The sequence below is a fragment of the Streptomyces sp. NPDC013317 genome (assembly GCF_055563155.1).
Genome location: NZ_JBVHDX010000011.1, coordinates 99705 through 125628, shown reverse-complemented (window position 1 = coordinate 125628; position 25924 = coordinate 99705). Strand labels below are relative to the sequence as shown.

At 72.6% G+C, this 25924-nt stretch carries 21 protein-coding genes; 8 read left to right on the top strand and 13 right to left on the bottom strand.

Annotated elements, in window-relative coordinates; all coding sequences use genetic code 11:
- The 3 genes from ACZ3IJ_RS26445 to ACZ3IJ_RS26435 form a co-directional block, all read right to left on the bottom strand.
- Nucleotides 1-1416: a Gfo/Idh/MocA family protein gene (locus ACZ3IJ_RS26445; RefSeq protein WP_467472105.1), complete on the bottom strand. Its 1416-nt coding sequence runs from the start codon at nucleotides 1414-1416 to the stop codon at nucleotides 1-3.
- A 213-nt stretch (nucleotides 1417-1629) separates the two neighbouring features.
- Nucleotides 1630-4557, bottom strand: a complete 2928-nt coding sequence (locus ACZ3IJ_RS26440; protein ID WP_467472103.1) for an FAD-binding and (Fe-S)-binding domain-containing protein — start codon at nucleotides 4555-4557, stop codon at nucleotides 1630-1632.
- 36 nt (nucleotides 4558-4593) lie between these two features.
- Nucleotides 4594-5037, bottom strand: coding sequence for a MarR family winged helix-turn-helix transcriptional regulator (locus tag ACZ3IJ_RS26435; protein ID WP_467472101.1), 444 nt, complete (start codon nucleotides 5035-5037; stop codon nucleotides 4594-4596).
- A gap of 95 nt (nucleotides 5038-5132) precedes the next feature.
- On the opposite strand from ACZ3IJ_RS26435, the gene ACZ3IJ_RS26430 reads away from it, so the two are divergent.
- The 3 genes from ACZ3IJ_RS26430 (at nucleotide 5133) to mltG (ending at nucleotide 8161) form a co-directional block, all read left to right on the top strand.
- Complete coding sequence (locus ACZ3IJ_RS26430; protein ID WP_467472099.1) at nucleotides 5133-6968, top strand: ABC transporter ATP-binding protein; 1836 nt, start codon at nucleotides 5133-5135, stop codon at nucleotides 6966-6968.
- 62 nt (nucleotides 6969-7030) lie between these two features.
- Nucleotides 7031-7174 (top strand): hypothetical protein, encoded by a 144-nt coding sequence (locus ACZ3IJ_RS26425; protein ID WP_467472098.1) that lies wholly within the window; start codon nucleotides 7031-7033, stop codon nucleotides 7172-7174.
- 114 nt (nucleotides 7175-7288) lie between these two features.
- Nucleotides 7289-8161: an endolytic transglycosylase MltG gene (gene mltG, locus ACZ3IJ_RS26420; protein ID WP_467472096.1), complete on the top strand. Its 873-nt coding sequence runs from the start codon at nucleotides 7289-7291 to the stop codon at nucleotides 8159-8161.
- Nucleotide 8162: 1 nt separating this feature from the next.
- On the opposite strand, the gene ACZ3IJ_RS26415 is transcribed toward mltG, so the two are convergent.
- Nucleotides 8163-9269 carry an FAD-dependent oxidoreductase gene (locus tag ACZ3IJ_RS26415; protein ID WP_467472095.1) on the bottom strand — a complete coding sequence of 369 codons (1107 nt, stop codon included), beginning with the start codon at nucleotides 9267-9269 and terminating at the stop codon, nucleotides 8163-8165.
- Between the two features lie 94 nt (nucleotides 9270-9363).
- Between ACZ3IJ_RS26415 and ACZ3IJ_RS26410 the strand changes: the two genes are divergently transcribed.
- Nucleotides 9364-9783, top strand: a complete 420-nt coding sequence (locus ACZ3IJ_RS26410; protein ID WP_391800663.1) for a YjbQ family protein — start codon at nucleotides 9364-9366, stop codon at nucleotides 9781-9783.
- Nucleotides 9784-9883: 100 nt separating this feature from the next.
- Entirely contained in the window at nucleotides 9884-11083 is a 1200-nt protein-coding gene (locus tag ACZ3IJ_RS26405; RefSeq protein WP_467472092.1) for a PP2C family protein-serine/threonine phosphatase, read from the top strand.
- Nucleotides 11084-11107: 24 nt separating this feature from the next.
- On the opposite strand, the gene ACZ3IJ_RS26400 is transcribed toward ACZ3IJ_RS26405, so the two are convergent.
- Entirely contained in the window at nucleotides 11108-13240 is a 2133-nt protein-coding gene (locus ACZ3IJ_RS26400) for an ATP-binding SpoIIE family protein phosphatase (protein ID WP_467472090.1), read from the bottom strand.
- A 149-nt stretch (nucleotides 13241-13389) separates the two neighbouring features.
- On the opposite strand from ACZ3IJ_RS26400, the gene ACZ3IJ_RS26395 reads away from it, so the two are divergent.
- A complete protein-coding gene (locus ACZ3IJ_RS26395; protein ID WP_467472088.1) occupies nucleotides 13390-13977 on the top strand; it encodes a hypothetical protein in 588 nt (195 codons plus the stop codon).
- Between the two features lie 40 nt (nucleotides 13978-14017).
- Here the strand turns inward: ACZ3IJ_RS26395 and ACZ3IJ_RS26390 are convergent, their stop codons facing one another.
- The 4 genes from ACZ3IJ_RS26390 to ACZ3IJ_RS26375 all read right to left on the bottom strand — a co-directional run bounded on the left by ACZ3IJ_RS26390 (nucleotide 14018) and on the right by ACZ3IJ_RS26375 (nucleotide 19184).
- A complete protein-coding gene (locus tag ACZ3IJ_RS26390) occupies nucleotides 14018-14689 on the bottom strand; it encodes a DUF4389 domain-containing protein (RefSeq protein ID WP_467472086.1) in 672 nt (223 codons plus the stop codon).
- 110 nt (nucleotides 14690-14799) lie between these two features.
- Entirely contained in the window at nucleotides 14800-15273 is a 474-nt protein-coding gene (locus ACZ3IJ_RS26385; protein ID WP_467472084.1) for a VOC family protein, read from the bottom strand.
- 119 nt (nucleotides 15274-15392) lie between these two features.
- Nucleotides 15393-17018 (bottom strand): mucoidy inhibitor MuiA family protein, encoded by a 1626-nt coding sequence (locus tag ACZ3IJ_RS26380; protein ID WP_467472082.1) that lies wholly within the window; start codon nucleotides 17016-17018, stop codon nucleotides 15393-15395.
- Between the two features lie 6 nt (nucleotides 17019-17024).
- A complete protein-coding gene (locus ACZ3IJ_RS26375) occupies nucleotides 17025-19184 on the bottom strand; it encodes a DUF4139 domain-containing protein (protein ID WP_467472080.1) in 2160 nt (719 codons plus the stop codon).
- 198 nt (nucleotides 19185-19382) lie between these two features.
- Here ACZ3IJ_RS26375 and ACZ3IJ_RS26370 point away from each other — a divergent pair, with 198 nt between their 5' ends.
- The gene (locus ACZ3IJ_RS26370; protein ID WP_467472079.1) at nucleotides 19383-19925 is read left to right on the top strand and encodes a heme-binding beta-barrel domain-containing protein; all 543 of its coding nucleotides are present in this window, start codon (nucleotides 19383-19385) and stop codon (nucleotides 19923-19925) included.
- A gap of 33 nt (nucleotides 19926-19958) precedes the next feature.
- Here the strand turns inward: ACZ3IJ_RS26370 and ACZ3IJ_RS26365 are convergent, their stop codons facing one another.
- Together ACZ3IJ_RS26365 and ACZ3IJ_RS26360 are read right to left on the bottom strand one after the other, a co-directional pair.
- A complete protein-coding gene (locus ACZ3IJ_RS26365) occupies nucleotides 19959-20777 on the bottom strand; it encodes an SDR family NAD(P)-dependent oxidoreductase (protein WP_467472077.1) in 819 nt (272 codons plus the stop codon).
- A gap of 54 nt (nucleotides 20778-20831) precedes the next feature.
- On the bottom strand, nucleotides 20832-21608 hold the full coding sequence (locus ACZ3IJ_RS26360; RefSeq protein WP_467472075.1) for a hypothetical protein: 777 nt from the start codon (nucleotides 21606-21608) through the stop codon (nucleotides 20832-20834).
- A gap of 175 nt (nucleotides 21609-21783) precedes the next feature.
- On the opposite strand from ACZ3IJ_RS26360, the gene ACZ3IJ_RS26355 reads away from it, so the two are divergent.
- A complete protein-coding gene (locus tag ACZ3IJ_RS26355; RefSeq protein ID WP_467472074.1) occupies nucleotides 21784-22710 on the top strand; it encodes a MurR/RpiR family transcriptional regulator in 927 nt (308 codons plus the stop codon).
- Between the two features lie 203 nt (nucleotides 22711-22913).
- Here the strand turns inward: ACZ3IJ_RS26355 and ACZ3IJ_RS26350 are convergent, their stop codons facing one another.
- Together ACZ3IJ_RS26350 and ACZ3IJ_RS26345 are read right to left on the bottom strand one after the other, a co-directional pair.
- Complete coding sequence (locus tag ACZ3IJ_RS26350; protein ID WP_467472072.1) at nucleotides 22914-24113, bottom strand: cysteine desulfurase-like protein; 1200 nt, start codon at nucleotides 24111-24113, stop codon at nucleotides 22914-22916.
- 188 nt (nucleotides 24114-24301) lie between these two features.
- On the bottom strand, nucleotides 24302-25879 hold the full coding sequence (locus ACZ3IJ_RS26345) for a M28 family peptidase (RefSeq protein WP_467472070.1): 1578 nt from the start codon (nucleotides 25877-25879) through the stop codon (nucleotides 24302-24304).
- Nucleotides 25880-25924: the final 45 nt, after the last annotated feature.

Below are 25924 nucleotides of genomic sequence, written 5' to 3'. Positions count from 1 at the left end.
CTAGGCCGGACGGACCGAGTCCACGCCGGACCGGGACTTCTTCCACTCGCCACGGGTGAAGTCCGGGATCGGCTGGGGCGCGCCCTTCGCCTTGATCGAGGCGTGGCTCAGCGGCACCGGCGCCGTCCACACCGCCGCGTCGTAGACGTCGAAGTCGGGGACGAGGCCGAGCTGCATGGTCTGCATCAGCCGGTAGATCATGATGTAGTCCATCCCGCCGTGCCCGCCGGGGGGATTGGAGTGCTCCTTCCAGAGCCAGTGGTCGAACTCCGTGGCGTAGTCGTCGAAGTCGCCCCACTGGTGTCCCTGGTGGTCCGGCTCCAGATAGATCCGGGCCGGGTAGTCCTCGAACACGCCCCGGGTGCCGCCCAGGCTGTTGATCCTGCTGTAGGGGTGCGGGGTGGAGACGTCGTGCTCCAGCCGGATCACGCGGCCCTTCGCCGTCTGGACCAGACTGATCGTCCGGTCGCTCTCGATGTAGGTCTCCTTCCAGCTCGGGTCACCCGGAGGCATGTGCTCCGCCCGGTACTGGGCGAGGCCGAGCGCCGGGGTGCCGAAGCTGCTGATGCTCACCACGCTGTCGCCCCGGTTGACGTCCATGTAGTTGGCGACCGGGCCGAAGCCGTGGTTCGGGTAGAGGTCGCCACGCAGCCTGGTGTGCCAGAGCCGGCGCCAGGGACCCTCGTAGTACGTCGACGAGAACATCAGTTCCCGCAGGTCGTGGTTGTACGCCCCCGCTCCGTGCAGCAGGTCCCCGAACCTGCCCGCGTGGGCCATCCGCAGAACCCGCATCTCGTTGCGGCCGTAGCAGCAGTTCTCGAGCTGCATGCAGTGGCGGCGGGTCTGCTCGGAGAGGTCGACCAGCTCCCACAGGTCGTCGATGGTCATCGCGACCGGACACTCCACGCCGACGTGCTTGCCGTTCAGCATCGCCGCCCGCGCCATCGCGAAGTGGAGCTCCCAGGGCGTCGCCACGTAGACGAAGTCGAGGTCCGAGCGCTTGCAGAGGTTCTCGTAGTCCTCCTCGCCCTTCGTGTACACGGCGGGGGAGGGCTGTCCGGCGGCGACGACCTTGGCGGCGGCGCGCTCCGTCTTGTCCTTGACCGGGTCGCAGATCGCGACCACCCGCACCCAGGGAAGGGCGAGGAAGAGGTCGATCATGCTGCCGCCCCGGTTGCCGAGGCCGACGATGCCGACCCGGACCGTGGAGCGCCGCCCGAAGGGGACACCGGCCATGGTGGCACCTCTGCGCCGAGGGGCCCGGGCGGCCGCCGCGGCGGCCGCGGCCCCCTCGGCGGAGGCGGCTTCGGCGTTGCCGGCGCCCAGGGCGCCGAGGCCGATGCCCGCCCCCGCGACCCCGGCCGTGGTCCGCAGGACGGAGCGGCGGCTGGGGGGCTGCGGTGCGTTGTCGTTCATGGAACCTCCAGTAGCTGTGTGCACGGCTGGCTCATGAATCCCGCTGAGGACCCTGACAATGAAGCTGGTACTGCGCAAGGGCGCGTATTGGATTCTTGTGACGGGTAGTTGGACTCTTCCATTCCGGATCGCCGGACCATGCGGACGACGAGGGTCCCTCACCCACATGGGGTAAGGGACCCTCGTCAGGCCGGACGGCGCGTCAGAATCGCGTCACGCAGGCCGTGTCGCCCGCTCCAGCGCCAGGAGCACCGACTGGTAGCTCCGGCCCGTCGCCCGTTCCATGCCGATCTCGCACATCCGATTGGCCGACACATGGACGTCGAACGGACGCGCCGTCACCTCCGCGGCCTCCCGCGCGGTGGCCGAATCCGTCAGCTCCGGATGAAGCATGCCGCGGTCTCCCGCGAAGGCGCAGCAGCCCGCGTCGGCGGGTACGACGACCTCCTCGGCGCAGGCCCTCGCCAGCGCCGTCAGGTGCTCCTCGTCCCCCAGATGCCGCATGGAACAGGTCGGATGCACCACGGCCGAGCCCACCGTGCGACGCACATCGAGCCGGGGCAGCAGCTCGTCCGCCGCCCACACGAGCGAGTCGACGACCGTCAGCTCGGCGTGCAACTCCCGGTTTTCGTCGATGAGATAGGGCACCACCTCGTGCGCGATCCCGAGCGTGCAGGAGGACGCGTCCACCACCAGGGGCAGCCGCCCGCCCGCCGTCCAGCCCCAGGCCGCCTCGACGATCCGGTTGGCCATCACCTCGTTGCCGCGCTCGTACCCCTTCGAGTGCCAGATCGTGGCGCAGCACGTGCCGGCCACGTCGTCCGGGATCCACACCGGCCGGCCCGCCCGGCCGGAGAGAGCCACCATCGCGTCGGGAAGCGACGGCCCCCGCACGCCCTTGGGCGCTCCGAAGATCCGGTTCACACAGGCCGGGTAGTAGACGGCCACCGCCGCCGGGCGGTGCGTACGGGGAAGACGGCGGGCCGCCGCGCCCGGGATCTCCGGCACCCACTCCGGTACGAGATCGGGCCGCACCGCCTTGCGCGCCGCTCCCGTCACCGCACCCAGGACGCGGTCGCCGATCCGGTCGGCCGCAGCGACGGCGAGGCGCGCCGAGGCCTCCACGGCACGGAAGTTCCTGGCCGCGAGGGCGGCGATCCGCTCCTCGCGCGGCGAGTGCCGCTGATGGCGGAACTCCTTCATCAGCGCCCCGGTGTCGATCCCGACCGGGCAGGCCAGCTTGCAGGTCGAGTCGCCTGCGCAGGTGTCCACGGCGTCGTAGCCGTAGGCGTCCAGCAGGCTCGCCTCCACCGCGGATCCGTCGCTCTGCCGCATCATCTCCCGGCGCAGGACGATGCGCTGGCGCGGAGTCGTCGTCAGGTCCTGGCTGGGGCACGTCGGTTCGCAGAAGCCGCACTCGATGCACGGGTCGGCGATCGGCTCCACCCTCGGGATCGTCTTGAGACCGCGGAGATGGGCCTGCGGATCGCGGTCCAGGACGATCCGTGGCGCGAGCACCCCGTCGGGGTCGATGACCTCCTTGGTCCGCCACATCAGTTCCGTCGCCGTCGCGCCCCACTCCAGCTCCAGGAAGGGGGCGATGTTGCGTCCGGTGGCGTGCTCGGCCTTGAGCGAGCCGTCGTACCGCTCCACCGTCAGCTTGCAGAACTCGTCCATGAACGCGGCGTACCGCGCCACGTCCTGCGGGTCGCCGGCGTCGAAGGCCAGCAGGAAGTGCAGGTTGCCGTGTGCGGCGTGACCGGCGACGGCCGCGTCGAATCCGTGCCGTGACTGCAGGTCGAGCAGGTCGGCGCAGGCCTCGGCGAGCCGGTCCGGCGGCACGGCGAAGTCCTCGGTGATCAGCGTCGTACCGGACGGGCGTGAGCCGCCCACCGCCGTCACGAACGCCTTGCGGGCCTTCCAGTACCCGGCGATCGTGCCCGGGTCGCGGGTGAACGCGTTCTCCACCGAGGCGACCGGTGCGACGAGTTCGAGCCCCGCCAGGACCTCGGCGGCCGCCCGCTCGTACGCCTCCTGCGCGGCGGGGTCCGCGGCGCGGAACTCCACGAGCAGCGCCGCCGTCCGACCGGGCAGTTCCGCCCAGTCGGCGGGGACCCCGGAGACGCTGACCGAGGCGCGCAGCGTGTTGCCGTCCATCAGCTCGACCGCGACGGCTCCCGCCTCGTTGAAACGCGGCACGGCGGCGGCCGCGGCCGGCAGCGAGGGGAAGAACAGCAGCGCCGTGGAGACGCGCCGCTCCAGCGGCAGCGTGTCGAAGACGACCTCCGAGATGAAGCCGAACGTCCCCTCCGAGCCGACCATGAGGCCGCGCAGGATCCGGACCGGCGTGTCACCGTCGAGGAAGGCGTCCAGGCGGTAGCCGTTGGTGTTCTTGATGGCGTACTTGGCGCGGATCCGGGCGACCAGTTCCGGGTCGGCCTCGATCTCCGCCTTCAGGGCCATCAGCCCGGCGCACAGCCGGGGATCGGCGCGCGCGAGCTCCTCGTCGGCGGCCGGGTCGCCGGTGTCGACGACGGTGCCGCTCGGCAGCACGAACGTGAGGGAGGCGACCGTGCGGTACGAGTTCCTGGTCGTCCCGGCCGTCATGCCCGAGGCGTTGTTGGCGACGACGCCGCCGATGGTGCAGGCGACGGCGCTCGCGGGGTCGGGCCCGAGGATCCGGCCGTGACGGGCGAGGGCGGCGTTGGCGCGGGCGACCGTGGTGCCGGGGCGGATCCGGGCGCGTGCGCCGTCGTCGAGGACCTCGACCCCCGCCCAGTGTCGGCGTACGTCGACGAGGATGTCCTCCCCCTGCGCCTGCCCGTTCAGGCTCGTCCCCGCCGCCCGGAAGACGACCTCGCGGCCCTTGCCGTGGGCGAAGGAGAGGACGGCGGAGATGTCGTCGATGTCCTGGGCGACCACCACGACCTGCGGCACGAAGCGGTAGGGGCTCGCGTCGGAGGCGTACCGCACCAGATCGGAGATCTTCGAGAGGACCTTCTCGGGGCCGAGGAGCGCGACCAGCTCCTCCCGCAGCAGGCGCGGCGTTCCCCGGGACTGCAGCGCGGGGACCCGGTCGGGGGCCGGAGTCCGCTTCGTACCGGCGCGCAGGGCCCGTGGGTTCGGCTCCAGCAGTGGCATGTCACGGCTCCCCTCGGCGCCCTGGTGCCCGCGCGGTCAGCAGCGGCGCTCCGGTACGTGGTCGACCAGAGCGGACAGCAGACCTCCGAGCACCTCGCGCTGATCGACGGTCAATGGAGCAAGGATGTCCTCTGCGGCGGTCCTGCGCGCGCTCCGCAACGCGCGGAGCGTCTCCCGTCCGTCGTCGGTGAGCTCGATCCTGACCACCCGTCGGTTCGTCGGATCGGGGACGCGGCGTACCCGTCCGGCGGCCTCCAGACCGTCCACGAGACTCGTGACCGCGCGGGGGACGACCTCCAGGCGCTCGGCGAGATCGGCCATCCGGGGCGGGTGCTCGTAGTGTGCGACCGTGCGCAGCAGCCGGGACTGCGCGGGGGTGATGCCGACCGGCTCGAGCAGCCGCTTCTGGCTGCGCTGCAGCCGTCGGGTGAGGCGCAGCAGCTGCTCGGCGAGAAGGCCGTCGGCGTCGGGCGTGTTCATGGGGGAACGATATCAGGACCTTGTTCATTGTGAGTATAGGTAACAATGAGCTATGCTCTGATCGACTTGACTGCTCACACCCCTCGTAGGAGCCCATGCGTCACCACGAAGAGTCCGAATGGACACCCCCACCGCGCGATCCCGCGCAGCCGAAGGAGCCCGCCCAGACGCGGCGCATCCTGCGGCTCTTCCGGCCCTATCGCGGCCGGCTCGCCGTCGTCGGCCTGCTCGTCGGCGCCTCGTCCCTGGTGACGGTGGCGTCGCCGTTCCTTCTCAAGGAGATCCTCGACACCGCGATCCCGCAGGGCCGTACCGGGCTGCTGAGCCTGCTGGCCCTCGGCATGATCGTCACCGCCGTCATGACGAGCGTCTTCGGCGTGCTCCAGACCCTCATCTCCACCACCGTCGGCCAGCGGGTCATGCACGATCTGCGGACCGCGGTCTACGCCCAGCTGCAGCGGATGCCGCTCGCGTTCTTCACCCGGACGCGCACGGGCGAGGTCCAGTCCCGGATCGCCAACGACATCGGCGGCATGCAGGCGACGGTCACCTCGACCGCCACCTCCCTCGTCTCGAACCTCACCGCCGTGGTCGCCACCGTCGTGGCGATGCTCGCGCTCGACTGGCGGCTCACCGTCGTCTCGCTGCTCCTCCTGCCGCTCTTCGTCTGGATCAGCCGCCGCGTCGGCCGTGAGCGCAAGAAGATCACCACGCAGCGGCAGAAGCAGATGGCCGTCATGGCCGCGACCGTCACCGAGTCGCTCTCCGTCAGCGGCATCCTGCTCGGCCGCACCATGGGCCGCTCCGACTCGCTGACCACGTCCTTCGCCGAGGAGTCCGAGCGCCTCGTCGACCTCGAAGTGCGCTCCTCCATGGCCGGACGCTGGCGGATGTCGACGATCGGCATCGTCATGGCCGCCATGCCCGCGCTGATCTACTGGGCCGCGGGCTTCGCCCTCCAGGCCGGAGGCCCGGCCATCTCGCTGGGCACCCTCGTCGCCTTCGTCTCGCTCCAGCAGGGCCTGTTCCGGCCGGCCGTGAGCCTGCTGTCCACCGGCGTCCAGATGCAGACCTCCCTCGCCCTCTTCCAGCGGATCTTCGAGTACCTCGACCTCCCCGTCGACATCACCGAGCCCGCGGACCCGGTCCGCCTGGAGAAGATCAGCGGCGAGGTGACGTTCGAGAACGTCGACTTCCGCTACGACCCCGAGGGTCCCGGCCGTCCGACGCTCGATTCCATCGACCTGACCGTCCCGGCCGGCGGCAGCCTCGCCGTCGTCGGACCGACCGGGTCCGGCAAGTCCACGCTCAGCTATCTGGTGCCCCGGCTCTACGACGTGACCGGCGGCAGGGTCCTGATCGACGGCGTCGACGTCCGCGACCTCGACTTCGACAGCCTCGCCCGGGCCGTCGGCGTGGTGTCCCAGGAGACGTACCTCTTCCACGCCTCCGTCGCCGACAACCTGCGCTTCGCCAAGCCCGACGCCACGGACGAGGAGATCCGCGCCGCCGCCCGCGCCGCGCAGATCGACGACCACATCGCCGGCCTGCCCGAGGGGTACGACACCCTCGTCGGCGAGCGCGGCTACCGCTTCTCGGGCGGCGAGAAGCAGCGCCTCGCCATCGCCCGGACCATCCTGCGCGACCCGCCGGTGCTCATCCTCGACGAGGCGACCAGCGCGCTGGACACCCGTACCGAACACGCGGTGCAGCAGGCGATAGACGCCCTCTCCGCCGGACGGACCACCATCACCATCGCCCACCGGCTCTCCACCGTCCGGGACGCGGACCAGATCATGGTCCTCGAAGGCGGCCGGATCGCCGAGCGCGGCACCCACGAGGAACTCCTCGCCCGCGACGGCCGGTACGCGGCCCTCGTGCGCCGTGACGAACACACGAACGCGGGATCGGTTGTTCCCCAGAACGTGTGATCGTTCCCGATTCCGTTGCTCAACTCCCGTGTGACAGCAGATGATTACGGTGCGCAAGCGACGTGCTGCAGAACGTCACCGCGCACTGTCCCGCGGATGTCGTACAGACGTCCCACGCTGTACCTGCACAAGGAGAACGCACCACCATGAACGTCATCACCAACCTGCTCGCCGGCGTCTTCCACTTCCTGGGCTGGCTCGTCTGACCCTCACGCCCGGCAGGAGAGCGGCGCCGTCGGTTCCCCGTCCCAGGGGGCCGGCGGCGCCGCCGCATGTGCGGGCTCCCGGGTTTCGGATGCGGCGCGGGTTAGCGTGCGCCCATGACGCACCGGTCCTGGCAGCCCGCACACCGTCGCCGCTCCCGGCTCACCCGCCGCGGCCGGCTCGCCCTGCTCCTGAGCGGTGCGGCCCTCGCCGTGACCGCGGCGATCGCCGTCCCCCTGCTCCTGCGCGGCGACGACGGGCGTCAGCCCGTCCCCGTACCCGAGAAGCGGCGGACCCTGCTCGTCCCCGAAGGCTGGCGGGCGGGCCAGGTGTACGCGGCGGTCGACCGCTCCCTCGGCCTCGCCGAGGGCACCACCCGCAACGTCGCGGACGCCCCGGCCACGGCCCTCGGGCTGCCGGCCGCCGCCCGGGGGAACCCCGAGGGTTACCTCTTCCCGGCGACGTACCCGGTGGCCGCCGCGACGACCCCGGAGAGCCTGCTCCGGTACATGGTCCGGACGGCGGGGAAACGCTTCGGCACCGACCATGTCACCGCCGGGGCCCAGCGCAACAAGGTGAGCGTGCACCAGACGGTGATCATCGCCAGCATCGTGCAGGCGGAGGCCGACACCGGCGAGGACATGGGCAAGGTCGCCCGCGTCGTCTACAACCGGCTCGCCAAGGGCATGGCGCTCCAGATGGACTCCACACTGAACTACGCCATGGGGCGCTCCACCGTCGACACCACCCACGCCGACACCAAGATCGACAGTCCGTTCAACACCTACGAGCGCCCGGGGCTGCCACCGACCCCGATCGGCAACCCGGGCGAGCAGGCGATGGCGGCGGCGATCCAGCCCGCCGAGGGCGACTGGCTGTACTTCGTGACGGTGAAGCCGGGGGACACCCGGTTCACCGCCGACTACGCCGAACACCAGGCGAACGTAGAGGAGTTCAACGCCAACCGCCGCGCGGCCGCGACGGGCTGAGTTACCGGGCCGCGACGGGCTCTCGTTCCAGGAGGCGCCGGATCTCGGTGGCGGCGGCGCGCCCGGCCCGGTTGGCGCCGATCGTCGAGGCCGAGGGGCCGTAGCCCACGAGGTGGACGCGCTCGTCCCGTACCGCCCGCGTGCCCTCCACCCGGATGCCGCCACCCGGCTCGCGGAGCCTGAGCGGCGCGAGATGGTCGATGGCGGCACGGAAGCCGGTCGCCCAGAGGATCACATCGGCGTCGACGGTCCGGCCGTCCGCCCAGGCCACCCCGGTCGGCGTGATCCGGTCGAACATGGGGTTGCGGTCCAGGACGCCGCGCTCCCGTGCGCCGCGGATCGCGTCGGTGAGCGGGAGCCCGGTGACGGAGACGACGCTCTGCGGCGGCAGCCCGCGCCGTACCCGCTCCTCGACCAGCGCGACCGCCGCCCGTCCCTGTGTCTCGCCGAACGGCCCCTCGCGGTAGACGGGCTCGCGCCGCGTCACCCAGGTCGTCCCGGCCGCGACCTCGGCGATCTCCATCAGATGCTGCGTACCCGACGCCCCGCCCCCGACCACGATCACCCGCAGGCCGGCGAACTCCTCGGGGCCGGGGTAGTCCGCGGTGTGCAGCTGACGGCCCCGGAAGGTCTCCTGGCCCCGGTAGCGCGGCCAGAAGGGCCGGTCCCAGGTGCCGGTGGCGTTGATCAGGGCACGGGTCGCGTACGTCCCCTCCGAAGTCTCCACCAGCAGCCGCCCGCCCTCGCCCTCGCGGACGGCGCTCACCTCCACCGGCCGGTGAACGCGCAGGTCGAAACGCTCCTCGTAGGCCGTGAAGTACTCGCCGATCACCTCGGACGAGGGCCGGTGCCCGTCCGCGCCGGCCAGCTCCATCCCGGGCAGCGCGTGCATCCCGTGGACCTTGTCGTACGTGAGCGAGGGCCAGCGGAACTGCCACGCGCCGCCGGGGCGCGGGGCGTGGTCGAGGACGACGACGTCGCGATCGGGCACGAGGCCCGTGCGGCGCAGGTGATATGCGGCGGAGAGCCCCGCCTGCCCGGCGCCGATCACGACCACGTCGACGTCCCGGACGCCCTGCCCGCTGCTCTCCACCCCGAAATCGTTCACGGTTCCACCAACCGGTGAGCGGCCGAGGTTCTTCCCGACAGGCCCGGCGGAGCGTGGAGGCGCGATCCCGCCCCAGGACCGGCAGGATGGCCTCATGTCCACCTTCACCACCCGCGTGCTCACGCTCACCACCGGCGGCACGGAGACGGTCACCGACCTCACCAAGGCCTGCACGGACTTCCTCACGCAGACGGCCCCGGGCAGCGACGGCCTCCTGAACCTCTTCGTCCCCCACGCCACGGCCGGCCTGGCGATCCTCGAGACGGGCGCGGGTAGCGACAGCGACCTCCTGACGGCGCTCCACCACCTCCTCCCGGCCGACGACCGCTGGCAGCACCGCCACGGCTCCCCGGGCCACGGCCGTGACCACGTCCTCCCGGCCCTGGTCCCACCCCATGTGACGCTCCCGGTGATCGCGGGACGTCTGGAACTGGGCACCTGGCAGTCGATCTGCCTGGTGGACACGAACAAGGACAACCCGGAGCGCCAGGTCCGCTTGAGCTTCCTGGGCTGACGGGGCCTTCCGGAGGCCCGGCGTGTCCGTGGCTTCTCCGGCCGCCCGGATGTCGCCGGTGTCGGTGCATGGGCATCATGGGTCCGAGGAGGTGGCCGTTGTGGCGCACGAGCGGATAGGGCTGGCGGACATCTTCTCCGCCGCCGAGGACGCGGCACCGATGGCCTCGCTCGACGTCGTCTCACGGCATCTGCACGATCGGTTCGGCGCGCGGTACGTGTCCTTTCTGTTCGTCGACATCCTCGGCCACCGCGTCGTACGGGTCACCGAGCACACGACCACCGAGGAGGGGCGCGGTGCCGAGCAGATTCCCCTGGCCGGCAGCGTGTACGACGAGGTGCTGCGCACCCAGAAGCCGGTGTGGGCGCCCCGCGAGCGGGGGAGCGGCCGGCGGGTCCTGGCGCCGGTCACCAACCGCGGGGACACCATCGGGATCCTGGAGCTCTCCCTGTCCGAGGCCACGAAGGACGTGCTGGAGCAGGTGGAGGAGGCGGCGCACGCGCTGGCGTACATGATCGTCACCGATCGCCGCTTCACCGACCTCTACCACTTCGGCCAGCGCACCACCCAGCTGAGTCTGGCCGCCGAGATCCAGCGGCAGCTCCTGCCCTCCGCTCCCACCTGCGAGGCGGCCGAATTCATCCTCGCCTGCTCCCTCGTGCCCGCGGACTCCATCGCCGGCGACACCTACGACTACACCCTCGATCAGGACACCCTGCACCTGTCGGTGACCGACGCCATGGGCCATGACGTCCAGGCCGCCCTCATGGCCACCCTGGCGGTCAACGCCTCGCGCCGCGCTCGCCGGGACGGAGCGGATCTGTCCCGGCAGGCCTACGAGACCAATGCCGCGCTTCACAAGCACGGCCGGAGCTTCGTCACCGGGCAGCTCTTCCGCGTGGGACTCGACGGAGGCGGCGCGCACTTCGTCAACGCGGGCCATCCGTGGCCGCTCCGGCTGCGCGGCGGGACAGTGGAGGAGATCCGTCCGCTGGTGGATCTGCCGTTCGGCATCACCCCGCAGAGGCAGTACCGGGTCCAGGACCTGGACCTGCGCCCCCGCGACCGGCTCATCCTCTACACCGACGGCATGCAGGAACGCCGGGCACAGGCCGTCGACCTGCCCGCCCTCCTCCTGCAGACCGCGGACGAGCATCCCCGTGAGGTGGTGCGCGCCATGACGGAGGCGGTCACCGAGTCCTGCGGCGGCCACCTCCAGGACGACGCCACGGTCCTCTGCCTCGACTGGCACGGCCCCCGCGACGGCGAGCGCCACGCCCATGCCGGCGCCGACACCTAGCCGGCGGGAGGAAGGCGGCCTCGGCTATGCCGGGAGGGCCTGCTCGGCCCAGATGACCTTGCCCTCACGGCCCTGCCGGGTGCCCCAGCGCTCGGCCAGCTGGGCGACGAGCAGCAGTCCGCGGCCGCCCTCGTCGGAGGTCCGGGCACGGCGCAGGTGCGGCGCGGTGTTGCTGCCGTCGAAGACCTCGCAGGTGAGGGTGGACTGGAGGATCAGCCGCAGCCGGACGGGCGGCTTGCCGTACCGGATCGCGTTCGTCACCAGCTCGCTGACCGCGAGCTCCGTGGTGAAGGCCAGCTCCTCCAGACCCCAGTCGGCGAGCCGCTCGGCGGTGAAGGCGCGGGCCCCGGCCACGGCCGCCGGGTCGGAGGTGACGTCCAGGGTGGCGACGTGGCCGGGGTCGAGCGCGCGGGTCCGGGCCACGAGAAGGGCGACGTCGTCCGCGGGGCGCTCGGGCAGCAGCGCGGCGAGCAGCCGGTCGCAGACCTCCTCGGGATCCTCCGGCGCTCCGGCGAGGGCGTCGCCCAGCGCGGCGCGGGCCGTGTCCACGTCGTACGTACGGCTCTGGATGAGGCCGTCGGTGTACAGCGCCAGCAGGCTGCCCTCCGGCAGGGTCAGCTGGACGGTCTCGAAGGGCAGTCCACCGATCCCCAGGGGCGGGCCGATGGCGAGGTCGGGGACCTCGGGGAGATCGTCGGGGCCGGCGCCGGGAGGGTGCGCCACGGCCGGGGGCACGTGTCCGGCGCTGGCAAGCGAGAAGACGCGGGAGACCGGGTCGTACACCGCGTACAGGCAGGTGGCGCTGAGTTCGCCGTCCTCGCGGCCCTCCTCGCGCTGCATCCGGATGACCACGTCGTCGAGGTGGGTGAGGAGTTCGTCGGGCATCAGGTCGATGTCGGCGAAGGCCCGGACCGCCATGCGGAGACGGCCCATGGTGGCGGCGGCGTGCAGGCCGCGGCCGACGACGTCGCCCACGACGAGCGCGACACGGGCACCGGACAGCGCGATGACGTCGTACCAGTCGCCGCCGACGCCCGCACGCGCTCCGCTGGGCAGATAGCGCGAGGCCGCCCAGACGGCCGACTGCACCGCCGTGTGCCGGGGGAGCAGGCTGCGCTGGAGGGTGAGCGCGGTCAGGCGTTCCTGCGTGTACTGGCGGGCGTTGTCGATCGACACCGCCGCGCGGGCGGCGATCTCCTGGGCGAGATGCAGGTCGTCCTCGTCGAACCGGGCCGCGTCGGGGCCGCGGAAGAACTGGACGAGGCCGAGGACGCTCCCGCGCGCCCGGAGCGGGAGCAGCAGGACCGAGGGGAAGGCGGCGTCGCCGCCCGCCTCCGGGGTCCACCACGCCGACGTGCCCTTCACCTCGCACAGGGCGGGCGTTCCCGTGGCCAGCGCGCGCGCCGGCTCGGAACCGGGCGGGAAGTGGTGAGTCCGCCCGATGGAGACGGCGAACGACCCGTGCCGGGGCGGAAGTTGCGCCACGCGACGCAGGACCGGATCCTCCGCGGCCGGGTGGGGCGGGGTGTCCTCGCGCAGTGGTGCCGCCTCCAGGAGATCGACGACGACCAGGTCGGCGAAGTCCTCGGTGCCGACCTCCGCCAGCTCCTCCGCGGTACGGGTCATGTCGAGAGTGCTGCCGATCCGCAGGCTGGCCTCCGCCGCCAGGGCGAGGCGCCGCCGCAGCCGCCGGTCGCGCTCCTCCTGGTACGCGGCGACCACCTGCTCGGAGCCCCTGTCGACGTACGCGAACGCCGTCCCGGTCATCCTGATCGTGGCGGCGTTGACCAGCTCCGCGTCCCTCGTCAGCCGGAGCGCCTCCGTCTGGAGCTGCTGGAGCACGCTCATGTGGCCGATCCGGTACGCGCGCAGCAGCGTGCTGAGCGAGAGTCCGCGCCGGGCGAAGGTCCGGGCGAGTTCGAGGCCCTCGGGTGGTGGCTCGGCCTGGGTGGCGTCCAGGCCGTTCTCGAGGGCGTCGAGGAAGGTCATGACGTGTGCGGCCGTCTCACTGAGCGCGATGGCGGCCAGATCCTCGTGCTCCCACAGCTCGGGAAGCTCTTCCTGGAGCCGTACCAGGATCACATCGACCGAGCGGTCCGCCCGTGGTCGGAACTCCCGGGCGAGTCGACGGAGGAACGCCTCGGCATCGGCCCTCATACGCAAAGTCTGCGGAAGGGCGGGGACGGATGCCACCGGGCGCCGCAGCCCCGGACCTGGTGGAAGTTGAAGCCGAAACCGCCCCTGTCGGCGACCGCGACCGGTCCGGGGCCCGCCGGGTGTCAGTGGTGCGCTGTACGTTGCGGACCATGGGCATGTACCTGGTCAGTGTCGACGCGGAGGAGTGGTTCGGTGAGGACGAGGGCGGGTGGGGCGACGTCGCCGCGGCACTGAACGGAGAACTGCGGCAGAGGGGCCTGGCGCCCTATTTCTCCGTGCCCGAGGCTGTCGACTTCGTGCGCGGCTCGGGGCAGGCCTTCGAGGAGAAGCTGATCCCTCCCATGCAGGGTTTCAGCGCCCTGTGCGAGGCGCACCTGACACCGGAGGAGACCGAGACGGTCTGCGGCTGGTCGGTGCTGCTGCCGCTGTCACTGGACGAGGAGATCCGGGTCCCCGTCGAGACCGGCTACACGGAGTCGACCGTGATCGCGGGCGCGCCCCAGGTGCTGGCCCTCGTGGAGAGACTGGCGGCGGCCATCGCCCTCCCGGCCGAGACCCCCTCGATGTGCGACAACCTCGACCTCACGATGTGGTTCAAGGACGGAGCGGCGAAGGAACTGGCCGCGGCCCGCCCGGGGCCGTGGAGCGACGACCTGGCCACGGCCTTCTACGTCGCGCTGTACCTACGCGCCGCCCAGCACGCCATCCGCCGCGGCTGCCCGATCGTCTACTCCTGAGCCGTACGTCCACGTCCGCCGCCGTACACGAGAGGGCCGGTCAGCGGTCCTCGGCGGGCCACGGTCTGACGGGGGTCTCCTCGCCTCCCTGGTCGAGCCGGAACGGCGGGTAGGCGTCCGTCATCAGGAAGGCGTAGGCCGCCACCCGCAGGACCCAGCGGTTCAGGCCGACCACCAGGACGAACAGATCCCGCGGGTACCGGCCGGTGAAGGCCAGGGCGACGGCCGCGAACAGGGCCAGCAGGGCGGTGAGGCCGCCGCTCCACCACCCTGCCCGCATTCCGCCGGCGAAGAAGGCGACGATCAGGTACTGGGGGATGGCGAGCAGCCACCACTTGACGAGGACCAGCCCGCGCGAGAGTCGCTGCGGGTACGCGATGTCCAGCCGTGCCGGGTAGCCGGGCTCGGGGCCCAGGCTGAAGGGCGGGTACCGGTCGGTGGCCAGGGCGCTGTACGAGTAGAAGGACACCCGCCAGGACCAGCGCAGCACCCCCAGATTGAAGTCGAACAGGGCCCGCGGATAGCGCTCGGTGAACAGGATCGCGAAGAACGCGATCACGGTCACCAGCAGGAAGCCGATCCAGAGGAAGATCAGGACGATCCAGTGGGGGATCACCAGGACCCACTTGACCAGCCACAACCAGCGCGACAGCGGGGTGTCGAGCCGGGCGGTCACCGTGACCGGAGGGTAGGAGGACCGGGAGCCGTCCATGATCGTCACTTCCTCGCGTCAGCGTCCCTCATCTCCATGATCGCGCCCTTCCGCCCGCCGGCCCACCCGGAGCCCTCAGGCCCACCGGGAGCCCCCCCGTTCCGTACGGGTCAGGACTGGTCCGCCGCGGCCAGCAACGCGGCGACGTCGAGTTTCCCCATGCCCAGCATCGCCTTCATCGCCCGCTGCGCGCGGTCCTGGTCCGGGTCGGCGATGAGCTCCTCCAGGACGGACGGCACGACCTGCCAGCTCACCCCGAACCGGTCCTTCAGCCAGCCGCACGGGCCCTCCTCGCCGCCCTCGGACAGCTTGGACCAGTAGTGGTCGACCTCGTCCTGGTCCGCACAGTCGATGAGCAGGGACAACGCCTCGTTGAAGGTGAAGTCGGGCCCGCCGTTGAGCGCGGTGAAGTCCTTCCCGTCCAGGACGAAGTCGACGGTCATCACGCTTCCGGCCTCGCGGGGTCCCGCCTCGCCGTAGTAGGAGATCCTCTTGATCTCCGAGTTGGGGAAGACCGAGCAGTAGAACTCCGCGGCCTCCTTGCTCTGCGTGTCGAACCAGAGGTTGGGGGTGATCCTGGGCATCACGGGCTCCTGGTCTCGTCGGGTGCGCTGCGGCTCTTACGGGTACGACCGTCGGGCGGCCCGGAAATCATCGCTCCGGCGCCGCCCGAATCCGCGCACCCACGTCCCGCGCCGCCCGGTCAGAGTCCCGTGACCTTCGCGCTCGCCGAGAGTTCGTAGACCAGCGTGATCGTGCGGCGGCCGCCGGGCGGGAGCGCGACGTCCCAGCGGGCGATGCCCTCGGCGTCGACCGCGTCGGGCGGCGGGGAGCACGCGTCCTTGTGGAGACGTACCTCCACCGCCGAGACCTCGGAGACCGGAAGCCGTTCACGCAGGGCGACCACGCGCTCGTCCTGCTCTCCGGGTGCCGAGAAGCGGGACAGATGCAGGCGCACCGTGCGGGTGACCACGGTCCGCTGGGAGATCCCGGTGGTCTCGCGGGACTCCTCGGACCGCCGGACCACCCGGTAGTCGTCGCTGGAGCCGAACGTCAGCTCCACCGGGGCGCCGACCGCCGTGAAGTCCAGCGTTCCGCGCCCGCTGAACCCGCTGCCGCGGACCAGGTCGACGGGTCCGGCGAGCAGCACGTGGCCCGAGCGGTTGTCGCACCGGACCACCTGCGTGACCAGCGGGGACAGCTCGGGGGAGCAGGCGTACTCCTTGCGCGCGGCCGTCGTGAAGGCCGAGAGCGGCACCCGGTGGGCGCGGCCGTCGCCGGGCACCGACACCGGCGCGGGGGCGCGCAGGACCCGCGCCTCGCCGCCGTCGTCGACCCCCGGCAGACCGAGCACCGGGGCCGCCGGGCCGAGGTCGCCGATCTCCTCCTCGCGCAGCTCCACGTCGACCGTACGGCGCTCCGCCGCGGAGCGGTCCGTGAGCGTGAGCCGGTCCTCCCCGAGCCGCGGCGGCTCCGTGGCCAGTGCCGAACGCGCTGTCGACAGGGTCAGCCGTACGTCCGTCCAGTCCTCGCCGGTGCGCTGCCAGACCATCGCGTCGGTCTCCAGAGTCAGGGAGTCCCCGTCGAGCACGGCACGGTACGCGGGCCGCCACAGCGCACACGGGGTGAGGTGGCTCAGCCGGAGCCCGGCAGGCCCCGCGGCCGCGGCCTCGACGGTCAGCTCGACATGGCCGACCAGCTCGGCGGGCTCCTCCTCGGAGAGGTCCATGGCCCGCTGGGCGATGCCCAGTTCGGCGGCGAGGTCGGCCAGCCTGGCGTCGACGGCGCGGAGTTCCTCGCCGTGCGCGTCGCGTGCGGCGTCCACCCGGTCCAGTTCGCGGGTCCAGCGGTCCCGGTCGGTCTCCCCGGAGCCCGCGCCCTCACCGATGTCCCGGAGCAGATCGGTGGCGAGCCGGCCGAGCAGGCCGAGGCGGGCGTGCAGCCGTTCGCGCCGCTGCCCGAGCGTGAGCCGCTCCTCTTCGAGGGCGTGGACACGGTGGCGCAGGGCGGAGTCGTCCTCGGCCGAGGGCAGCGGCCCGCGGGGCGTCCAGCTGCGGACGATCCGTACGTCGAGCACACTCGTGGGGTGGTCGGCGGTGAGCTCGGCGTGGAGGGTCCGGTCCACGGCGAGCGCGCTGACCGGCCCGAGGCGCAGGCGCTGGACTCCGGCCTCGAGGTCGAGCACGGCGGTGCGCTCGACGTGGGCCCGGTCTTCGAGGCAGGTGACGGCGGTGACGGGGAGAGCGATCGGGGCGAGGGCGGTCGCAGGGACGGCGCTCGTGGGGACGGCGTTCGCCGCGGGTGCGATCGGCTTCGGGACCGTGGACATGATGCGTCAGCTCCTGCGGTTGCCGCCGGCCAGGGCCTTGCCGGCCGGGATGCGGATCTCGTAGCCGCCGTCGAGGGCGGCGGTGGCGCCCGCCGACAGGTCGACCCGCCAGACGCGGGTGCCCGGTGCGTGGCGGTCCGGCCCGGTGTCCTCCCCGGGCGCAGTCCAGTCGGCCCGTTCCTCGATCCGTACGTCGGTCTCCGAGGTGACCGGCACCCGCTCGCGGATCTCGACGGTGACGGGCCGCGCGAGCCGGTTGGCCAGCTCCACATGGACCTGGTGCGCCAGCACCGTGGTGTTGTTGCGCAGGCCGGAGGTCGACTCCCGCAGGCTCGTACGGCGGGTGACCCGGATTCCCTCGGCAGGCCCGAGCCCCACCCGGCGGACACCCCCGGGGGCGAGCGTGGGCAGGGCGGCGGTCAGCAGGAACTCGTCGTCGACGGTCACCTCCACCGGCCCCGCCAGGAGGGCCTGGCCGGTGGCGTTGGAGAGCACCAGCGTCCCGTACACCGTCTGTTCTACGGACGGCACGCAGAGGTACTCGGTCCGCAGACCGACCGGGATCTCGCCGACGGTGACGGTGTGCCAGGTGCCGTCCGAGGGGATGTCGGCGCGGGCGGTGGCGTCGAAACGGTGGTCGAAGGAGCCCGCCGACTCGCGGGGGCGAACGGCGTGCCCCGGCAGCGGCAGCGCCGCCACCGTCTCGGCCCGGCGACGGTACTCGGCCGCCAGCGGGTCGAAGGAGGAGTCGGGGAACAGCCGGCCCCTGCGACTGCCCGGCTCGTCCGGGCCGCTCAGGACGAGGGCGGCGTAGTCGAGCTCGGCGCCGCTCGGCTGCGGCGGACCTGCCACCGGCGCCGGAGGGGCGGGCCGTGGCGGCGGGGGCCCTCCGGGTGCGGCGGGCGCCATGGGCGCTGCGGCTGCCATGGGGGGAGGCACCGGGGCGCCGCCGAACCCGCCGCCCGAACGCGACCGGGCGGCCGGCGGCGGCCCTCCCGGCTGAGCGGGCGCGGGCATCCCGGCACTCAGGGTCTCGGGGGAGGAGCCGTACGCGCCGCCTGGCGCCGGAAGCGCTCCGGGCGGCTGTGCGCCGTAGCCCTGCGGGGCGGGCGCCGGGGGAGGCGGCAGCGGAACGGAGACGGTCCCGGCCGCGCCCGCACCACCGGCCCCGCCCGCGGCGACCGCGAAGGCGCCGGGGGGCGCGGGGCGGGCGCCGGCCGACTGATACCCCGCGAACAGGTCGGCGAGCCCCGCCGGGGGCTCACGCCAGCCGGAGGGCGCGGGGGCGGCCTGACGGCGCCCGATGCGCAGGGAGCGCAGCTTCGGCAGGTCGGTGCGGCGGCGCAGATCGGCCGTGGCGAGAGCGACACGTACGCCGGTCCAGTCCTCGCCGGTCCGCTGTGCGACCGAGGCGCGCAGCACCAGACGCCCGCCACCGTCGCCCTGACGGTGCGTGAGCCGGTACGTCGGGACCCAGACGGCGCCCGGAACCCCGTACTCCAGCTCCACCTCCACGTCCGCCGAGGCGCCCGCCTCCGTGTCGTCGGAGCCGGCGGTGTCGAGGGTCAGGACCGCGGACACGGTCGTCTCCACGTACGCGGACGACGCGGCGGTGGAGGCGCGGGCGTGCCGGTCGTGCGCGATGTCGAGTTCGTGCTCGACGTCGCGCAGCGCCTCCTCCAGCTCGACGAGGCGGCCGTGCAGCCCCGCCAGCCGGTCGTCGACGAAGTCGGCGAGCTCCAGCCACGCGTCGGCGGGAGTACGGCGGTGCGGGTCGTCGCGCTTACGGGCGGGCGGGACCGGATGGAGGGCCTTGATCTCCTCGATCAGGCTCAGTTGACGGTCGCGGCGGGCCCGGGCGGCCGCGTACGCGTCGCTCAGCCGCTCCACCTCGCGCCGCAGCCCGTCGGTCGTGCCGCCCGTGGCATCCGCGCCGAGCGGCTCGGCCTCGACCTCCACCCGGGCCTCCGTCACGCGCACCCCGGAGCCGCCGAGGACACGGGCCCGCAGCGAGCCCGGGTCGAGCGAGCGGGGCAGTCCCGTCACCCGCACCCGGCCGTCGGCCGGCACTCCGCCCCTGGCCAGGCGGCGGCAGAGCGCGCCCTGGGCGTACACCACGACCGCGTCGAGGGTCGATTCCCACCGCTGTACCCGCTCAGCCGCCATCTGCTCCCGCCCCCGTCGCGTTCCTGCCGGTCGCAGCCTACGCCCGGGCGGCCCCGCGCGTCCGCCCAGGCGGTAAGACGCCGTCCGGCACCTCGCGCCCCGACGGCGGAGCGGCCGCCGCCTCCTAAGCTGCCGTCCGGCACCGGGTCCCGCACCGGCATCGGTGTCGGCACCCGTGACGACCCAGGAGCGCGCATCATGTCCCACCCCGCCCGGAAGTACCCGTTCCCCGACGCCCTGCGGCCGGAGGAGGCGCCCGCACCGCACCCGCAGCTCGCGCCGGTGACCGGGCTGCTCGGCACCTGGACCGGCGAGGGCCGGGGCGGGTATCCGACGCTCGACGAGGAGTTCGCGTACGCGCAGGAGGTCACCTTCAGCCACGACGGGCGGCCCTTCCTCCACTACGAGGCACGTGCCTGGCTGCTCGACGCGGACGGCGCCCCGCTGCGGCCGTCGGCCCGGGAGAGCGGCTGGTGGCGGATCCAACCCGAAGGACGTGTCGAGGCGTTGGTCACCCAGCCCACGGGCATCGCGGAGATCCTCGTCGGCCGGGCCGACGCCGGTACGGTCGAGCTCGCCGCCCACGAGGTGGCGCTGACGCCCACCGCCAAGGAGGTGACCGGGACGCGCCGCCGCTACACCCTGGCGGACGAGGACACGCTCGACTTCGTCCACGACCTGGCGGCGGTCGGACAGCCCCTGCAGCACCACCTGTCGGTCCGCCTGCGCCGCCACTCCTGACCTCGCGTCAGGGAACACACTTCTGACGCGAGGTCAGGAGTGGGGCCCCCGTGGCTCGATGCGGAAGTCGAAGGCCAGCGTGCCCGGGTCGACGGCGGTCACGCCGCCGTCGACGGTGAGCACCGCGCCGTTCACGAAGGAGGAGGCGGGCGAGAGCAGCCAGGCGACGGCCTCGGCGACCTCGCGCGGCTCGCCCGGCCGCCCGGCGGGCAGGACGCGGGTGACCTCCTCGTACGCCGCGTCGACACCTCCGGTCCCGAGCCCCGCCTCGTCGGCGAACCGGCTCATCCGGCGGTCCGCCATGTCGGTGCGCACCCAGCTCGGGCACACGGTGTTGGCACGCAGCCCCGAGGCCCCGTAGTCGACCGCGAGCGAGCGGCAGAGCTGGAGCAGGGCCGCCTTGGAGGTGGCGTACGCGGCGTTGCCCATGCCGTTGCGCAGGGCCGAGACGGAGGCGACCGCGACCACCGCGCCCCGGGCGTCGAGGAGATGGGGGAGCGCGGCGCGCAGCAGATGGAACGGGCCCGTGAGGTTGGTCCGCATCACCGCGTCCCAGTCCTCCAACGTCACCTCGCCCACACCGCCGCCGCGCCCGATGCCGGCGTTGAGGACCAGCCCGTCGAGCCGGCCGTACTCCTCGACGGTCGCCGCGACGAGCGCGCGCACGGCCTCGGGGTCGCCGATGTCCGAGGGGAGGGCAAGCGCCCCGTACTCCTCGGCGACGAGCCGGAGCGGCTCGGGGCGGCGCCCGGAGACCGCCACGTGATGGCCGGCCTCCCGCAGGAGGCGGGCGGTCGCGGCGCCGATGCCCGTCCCGCCGCCGGTCACGAGGTACACCCGCTGATCAGCCATGGTCGTCCAAGCCTCCGTCGTCCGCCGTCGTCCGCCGCCGTCGTGACGATCGTTTCACGGCTTCCGGTCGCCGGGACGGTCGGCGTGGTCCTCGACCAGGCCGGCGATGAGCGCGTGCAGGGCGTCGGCCCGGTGGCGGTCCTCGCTCTGCTCCCGCAGCGCGTGGTCGAGCGTCCGCAGTCCGGTCAGGGCGTCCGGGTCCCGGTCCTTCACCCGGTCGAGCAGCGGCGACGTGACCAGGTCCATGCACGCGGTGAACAGGAGCCGGGTCGCCCGCGTCGCGGGTGCCGGGTCGGGGGCGGCGAATCCGGTGGTCAGATAGGTCGCGGGGTCGGTCAGGCTCCACCCGACGACGGTGCCGTCCTGGACCAGCAGCGCCACGTCGCGGGCGATGCCGACGCGGGCCTCCAGCGGCCGGTCGAGGACGTCGAGGTCGCGCAGACAGGTCAGCTCGGTGTCGCGGGGCGCGCGGCAGAGCTCCGTGGTCACCTCGAGCCGGAAGTCCCGTGCCTCGTCCGCGACCAGGCCACCTGGCCGGGCGGACGGCGTGCGAGGCACGCGCGCGCAGTCCTCGTTGTCGGCGACCCAGGAGGGCAACCGGAACTCGGCGCCGACCAGTTCCCGGCTCCGCCCGTCGAACCGGAGTTCGTCGGGGGTGTCCCAGAGCCACGGGTCGCTGCCGAAGGTGTCGGCCAGGAACCGTTCGCGCTCCTCCACGTCCGCGTACGCCGCGACGCGGACCCGCTGGTCGGCGAAGTCGAAGCGCGGGGCGACGCGCAGCGGGTCGCCCGCCACCGTCGCGGTCCAGCCGTCGTCGAGGGTGAGTCTCATGGTGGAATCCTGCCCTTCACGACGCCGGTGGGGCGCTCGTCCCACCGGGGTCGGCGGGCGCGCAGGCGAGCGCCTTCCCCCGGAGTCGCCCTTGATGCCCTCGCGCGTCCGGGCCGGTCAAGCCCGGCCCGTGTGAACTATCTTGGGCAGCAGTGGGACGAGAAGGAGGCACCCCGTGCCATCTGGGCAACAGGCGCGCGCACAGGCAGCCGCGATCACACCGGGCAGACGCTCGTCGGACGCGGAGGTCGCCTCTCCCGCCGAGCGGGTGCGGGCACTGTTCGGCGGCCATCGGCTGTCCCCTGGGCAGCGGCGCATCGCCCAGTTCCTCATCGACCACCTCACCGAGGCCGCGTTCCTGTCGATCACCGAGCTCGCCGAGCGCGTCGGTGTCAGCCAGCCGTCCGTGACCCGCTTCGCCACGTCACTCGGGTTCAGCGGCTATCCCGCGCTCCGCGAGGCCCTGCAGCCGATCGCGCTCAGCGCGATCGCCGGCGCGCCCGAGGAGGCGGAGGAGAGGCTCGGCAACGAGCTCCAGTCCGCGGTCGACGCCGAGATCGAGAACCTGACCGCCCTGCGGCGGGTGCTCGCCGACCCCGACCAGATCCTGGAGATCGGCCGCGAGCTGGCCCGGTCCGTCCCCCTGACCGTCGTCGGCCTGCGCATCTCGGTCACGCTCGCCGAGTACTTCGCGTACGCCGCACGCCGCATCCACCCCGACGTGCGGGTGGTGACGCGGGGCGGCAGCGTCGCCTACGACGGTCTGCTCCAGGCGCGCGAGGCGGGCGGGACCTGGGTGCTGGCGTTCGCGATGCCCCGGCACGCCAAAGAGACCCTGGCCGTGGTCCGGGCGGCCCGCCGCACCGGGCTGCGCGTCGTGCTGATCACGGACCTGGCGCTCGGCCCCCTCGTCGACGAGGCCGACGTCGTCTTCACCGCCGGTACGGGGTCCCGGCTGGTCTTCGACTCGTACGCGGCGCCGGGGGTGCTCTCCGCGGCCCTGCTCCAGGCCATGGCGGACGCGGATCCGGAGCGGACGCAGCTCCGGCTGGAGAAGTACGAGCAGGCGGCGGAACAGCACGATTTCTTCCTCGACGACTGACCGAGGGCTGATTTTCATGCCCTGAAGGCGCATGTAATTTTTCATGCACCTTGCCTACTCGACGGTATATATATTTACTGTGGGTGCCCCCACGGGCCCGAACAGAACATGCGGGTCGCCCCCTCCTCCTCAGACCCCCTGTTTTTGAACGGCACGGCGGCTCCGGTCAACCCCTGGGCCGGAGCCGCCGCACACTCGTCCTGTCAGAGGAACGAAGCGAGACCGTCGACCAGACGGTCCACGTCCTCGACCGTGTTGTACGGCGCCAGACCCGCCCGCAGCGCCGGACCCTCCAGCTTCAGCGCGGTGAACGGCTCGTAGGCGTAGAACTGGCCGGCCGTGGCCAGGACGTCGCGGGCCGCCAGATGGATCTGTGCCTCGCGCTCGTTCCGTCCTCCGAGCGTCATCAGCAGCGTCGGCGTCCGGTCCTGCGCCCTCGAATGCAGGGTGACGGTGTCACCGAGCGCCCGGAGCCCCTCTTCGAGCCTCGTACGGAGCGCCAGCTCGTGCGCGTGCAGGGAGCTCCAGGAGTGCGTGAGCCGGTCCCTTCGGGTGACCCCCTCGCCCGGGTCCACCTCGGCGAGGAAGTCCACCGCCGCGCGGGCGCCCGCCAGGAGCTCGTACGGGAGCGTCCCGAACTCGAAGCGCTCCGGCACGTCGTCGGAGGAGGGCAGCAGCTTGTCGGGGCGGAGGGTGTCGAGGAGCTCCGGCGCCGCGGCGAGCACCGAGCAGTGCGGCCCGAGGAACTTGTACGACGAGCAGACGAACAGGTCCGCGCCCAGGGCGGGTACATCCACGAGGTGGTGCGCCGCGTAGTGCACCCCGTCCACGTACAGCAGGGCGCCGACCGCATGGGCCAGGTCCGCCATCCGGCGGATGGGCGGCTTGGTGCCGAGGACGTTCGAGGCCGCGGTCACCGCGACCAGCCGTGTCCGGGAGGAGAGGGCGCGCTCGTACGACTCCAGGTCGATCTCCGCGGTCTCCGGGTCGATCTCGATCCACCGGAGCGTCACGCCGGCGTGCGCGGCGGCCTGGACCCAGGGGCGGACGTTGGTGTCGTGGTCCAGACGGCTGACGATGATCTCGTCCCCCGCCTTCCACCCCTTGGCCAGGGTGCGGGAGAAGTCGTAGGTGAGCTGGGTGGCGCTGCGCCCGTGGACGATGCCGTTCGCGGGCATGTTCAGGAAGTCGGCGTAGGCGGCCCGGAAGTCCGCCACGGACCGCTCGGCGTTGAGCTCCGAAGGGCTGATCGTTCCCCGGTTGGAGAGGGGCCCGGTGAGCGTCGCCGCGACGGCTTCGCCGACGGGGCGGGGGGTCTGCGTACCGCCCGGCCCGTCGAAGAAGGCGAGGCCGTGGTCGAGGGAGGGGAAGTGGGCGCGGAGGGCGGTGACGTCGAAGGCCATGGCGTCTGCTTTCTGTCCGGCGACGGGTGGGACGACGAGGTGGGGCGGCCGTGCTGTGGGCTGTGCCTGGGAGCGGGGTGCCCGGTGGGGCACGGCTCCTGGTGCGTGGCGCCTCGGGGTGGGGCGCCGCCCGGTGCCGGGTCCGTCGATCGGGACGCCGGCACCGGGGGCCTGGAGTCTGCGCCGTACTACTCGGTCACACCGTTGGCGCCGGCGCCGGCGCCGCGCGGTCCGGAGCCGCCGTGGCCCGCGGCCGCGGCCGTCCGCGCGCCGGCGGGCGGCTGTTGCTGCTTCAGCGCGCTGATGTCGTGCGCGTACGTGCCCACCGCGTTGGCGATGACGTCGATGTTGCGGTCGAAGACCGCCATGCCGACGTTCCGGAGGGTGTCGCCGGCCGCGTGGTAGTTCGGGTCGAACGCGACCCCTGCGGTACCGCCGAACTTCTCGGCCTCGGCCTGCGTCTTGAGCGCCTCGGCACCGGAGAACGTGCCGCCCGAGGGGATGCCGGCGTCGAGGAACGGGCCGTAGTCGAAGCGGAAGACGAACGGCGTCCCGGCAGACGGCTGGCCCTGCTTGCCGAGGAACGCGGTGATGTCCTGCTCGAGCCGGGCGGAGCCCGCCGGGGCGGCCTGCGTGTTGGCGCCGTCCGAGTTGTCGCCGTCGTAGACGAACATGCCCCCGTTGGTGGAGGAGATGAGCTCGAAGTTCAGGTAGAGCTTGATCTCCCGCTTGTCGAGCGGCGTCAGGTTCGCGACGTAGTGGTGGGAGCCGACCAGGCCGCTCTCGGCGGCCGACCACCAGGCGAAGCGCACCTTGTTGCGCGGGCTCTTCTCCTTCGCGGCGAACTTCAGCGCGACGTCGAGGAGTCCGGCGGAGCCCGAGCCGTTGTCGTTGATGCCGGGGCCCGTGACCACCGAGTCCAGGGAGGCGCCGAGCATCACCGTGTCGGCCGCGTTGCCGCCCTTGGTCTCGGCGATGACGTTGTTGGTGGAACGATTCTCCTGGAGCTGGCGGATCTCGAGGGAGAGCTTCACCGGGCCGCCTGCCAGGTCCGCGGTCAGCTTCTCGCCGTCCGCCTTGCTGAGACCGCCGGTGGGTATTCTCGCGGCCGAGGGGTCGCCGAGCGTCCCCGAGAGCGGGCCGTAGCCGGCGTCGATGTTGTTGTAGATGAGGGCGCCGATCGCGCCCGCGGCGGCGGCCTGCTCCTGCTTGACGGCGAAGGCGCAGCCGCCGCGCTTGATCAGCGCGATCTTGCCGGTGAAGGTGCCCGGGGCGTAGTCACCGGGCTCGCAGCCCGTGGTGCCGTCCGCGTCGACCGGAACGGCCGCCAGTTCGGCCTCGACCCCGCCGACCGGTGTCGACCTGGTGTACGTGAGGGCCTTGATCTCGATGTCGCGCGGGGAGGGCGTGACGGTGGAGAGCTTTTCGGCCAGCGTCTGCGTGTAGACGAAGGAGAACTTCTGGTACGAGACGTTGTACCCGGCCTTCTTTAACTGCTGGTAGACGTAGGCCGCCGAGGCGTCGTGCCCGAGCGAGCCGGCGACGCGGTGGCCGCCGGCCGAGTCGGCTATCGCCTGGAACTTCTGCAGGTGCTTGTAGGCGTCCTCGGCGGATGCCTCGCGGACGAGCGCCTTCGAGAGCGCGGCGGCGTCCTTGGCCGGCCTGTCCTGTCGGGAGGAGGCGGGCGAGGCGGAGCCCAGCAGGAGCGGGGTCGCGAGAGCAGCTGCGGTCAGGGTGGCCGCGGCTCTGCGAGGTGATGCGTTCACAGAGGTCCTTCCCGGTGCGAACGATGTTGAGGGGAAGCTAGCGAT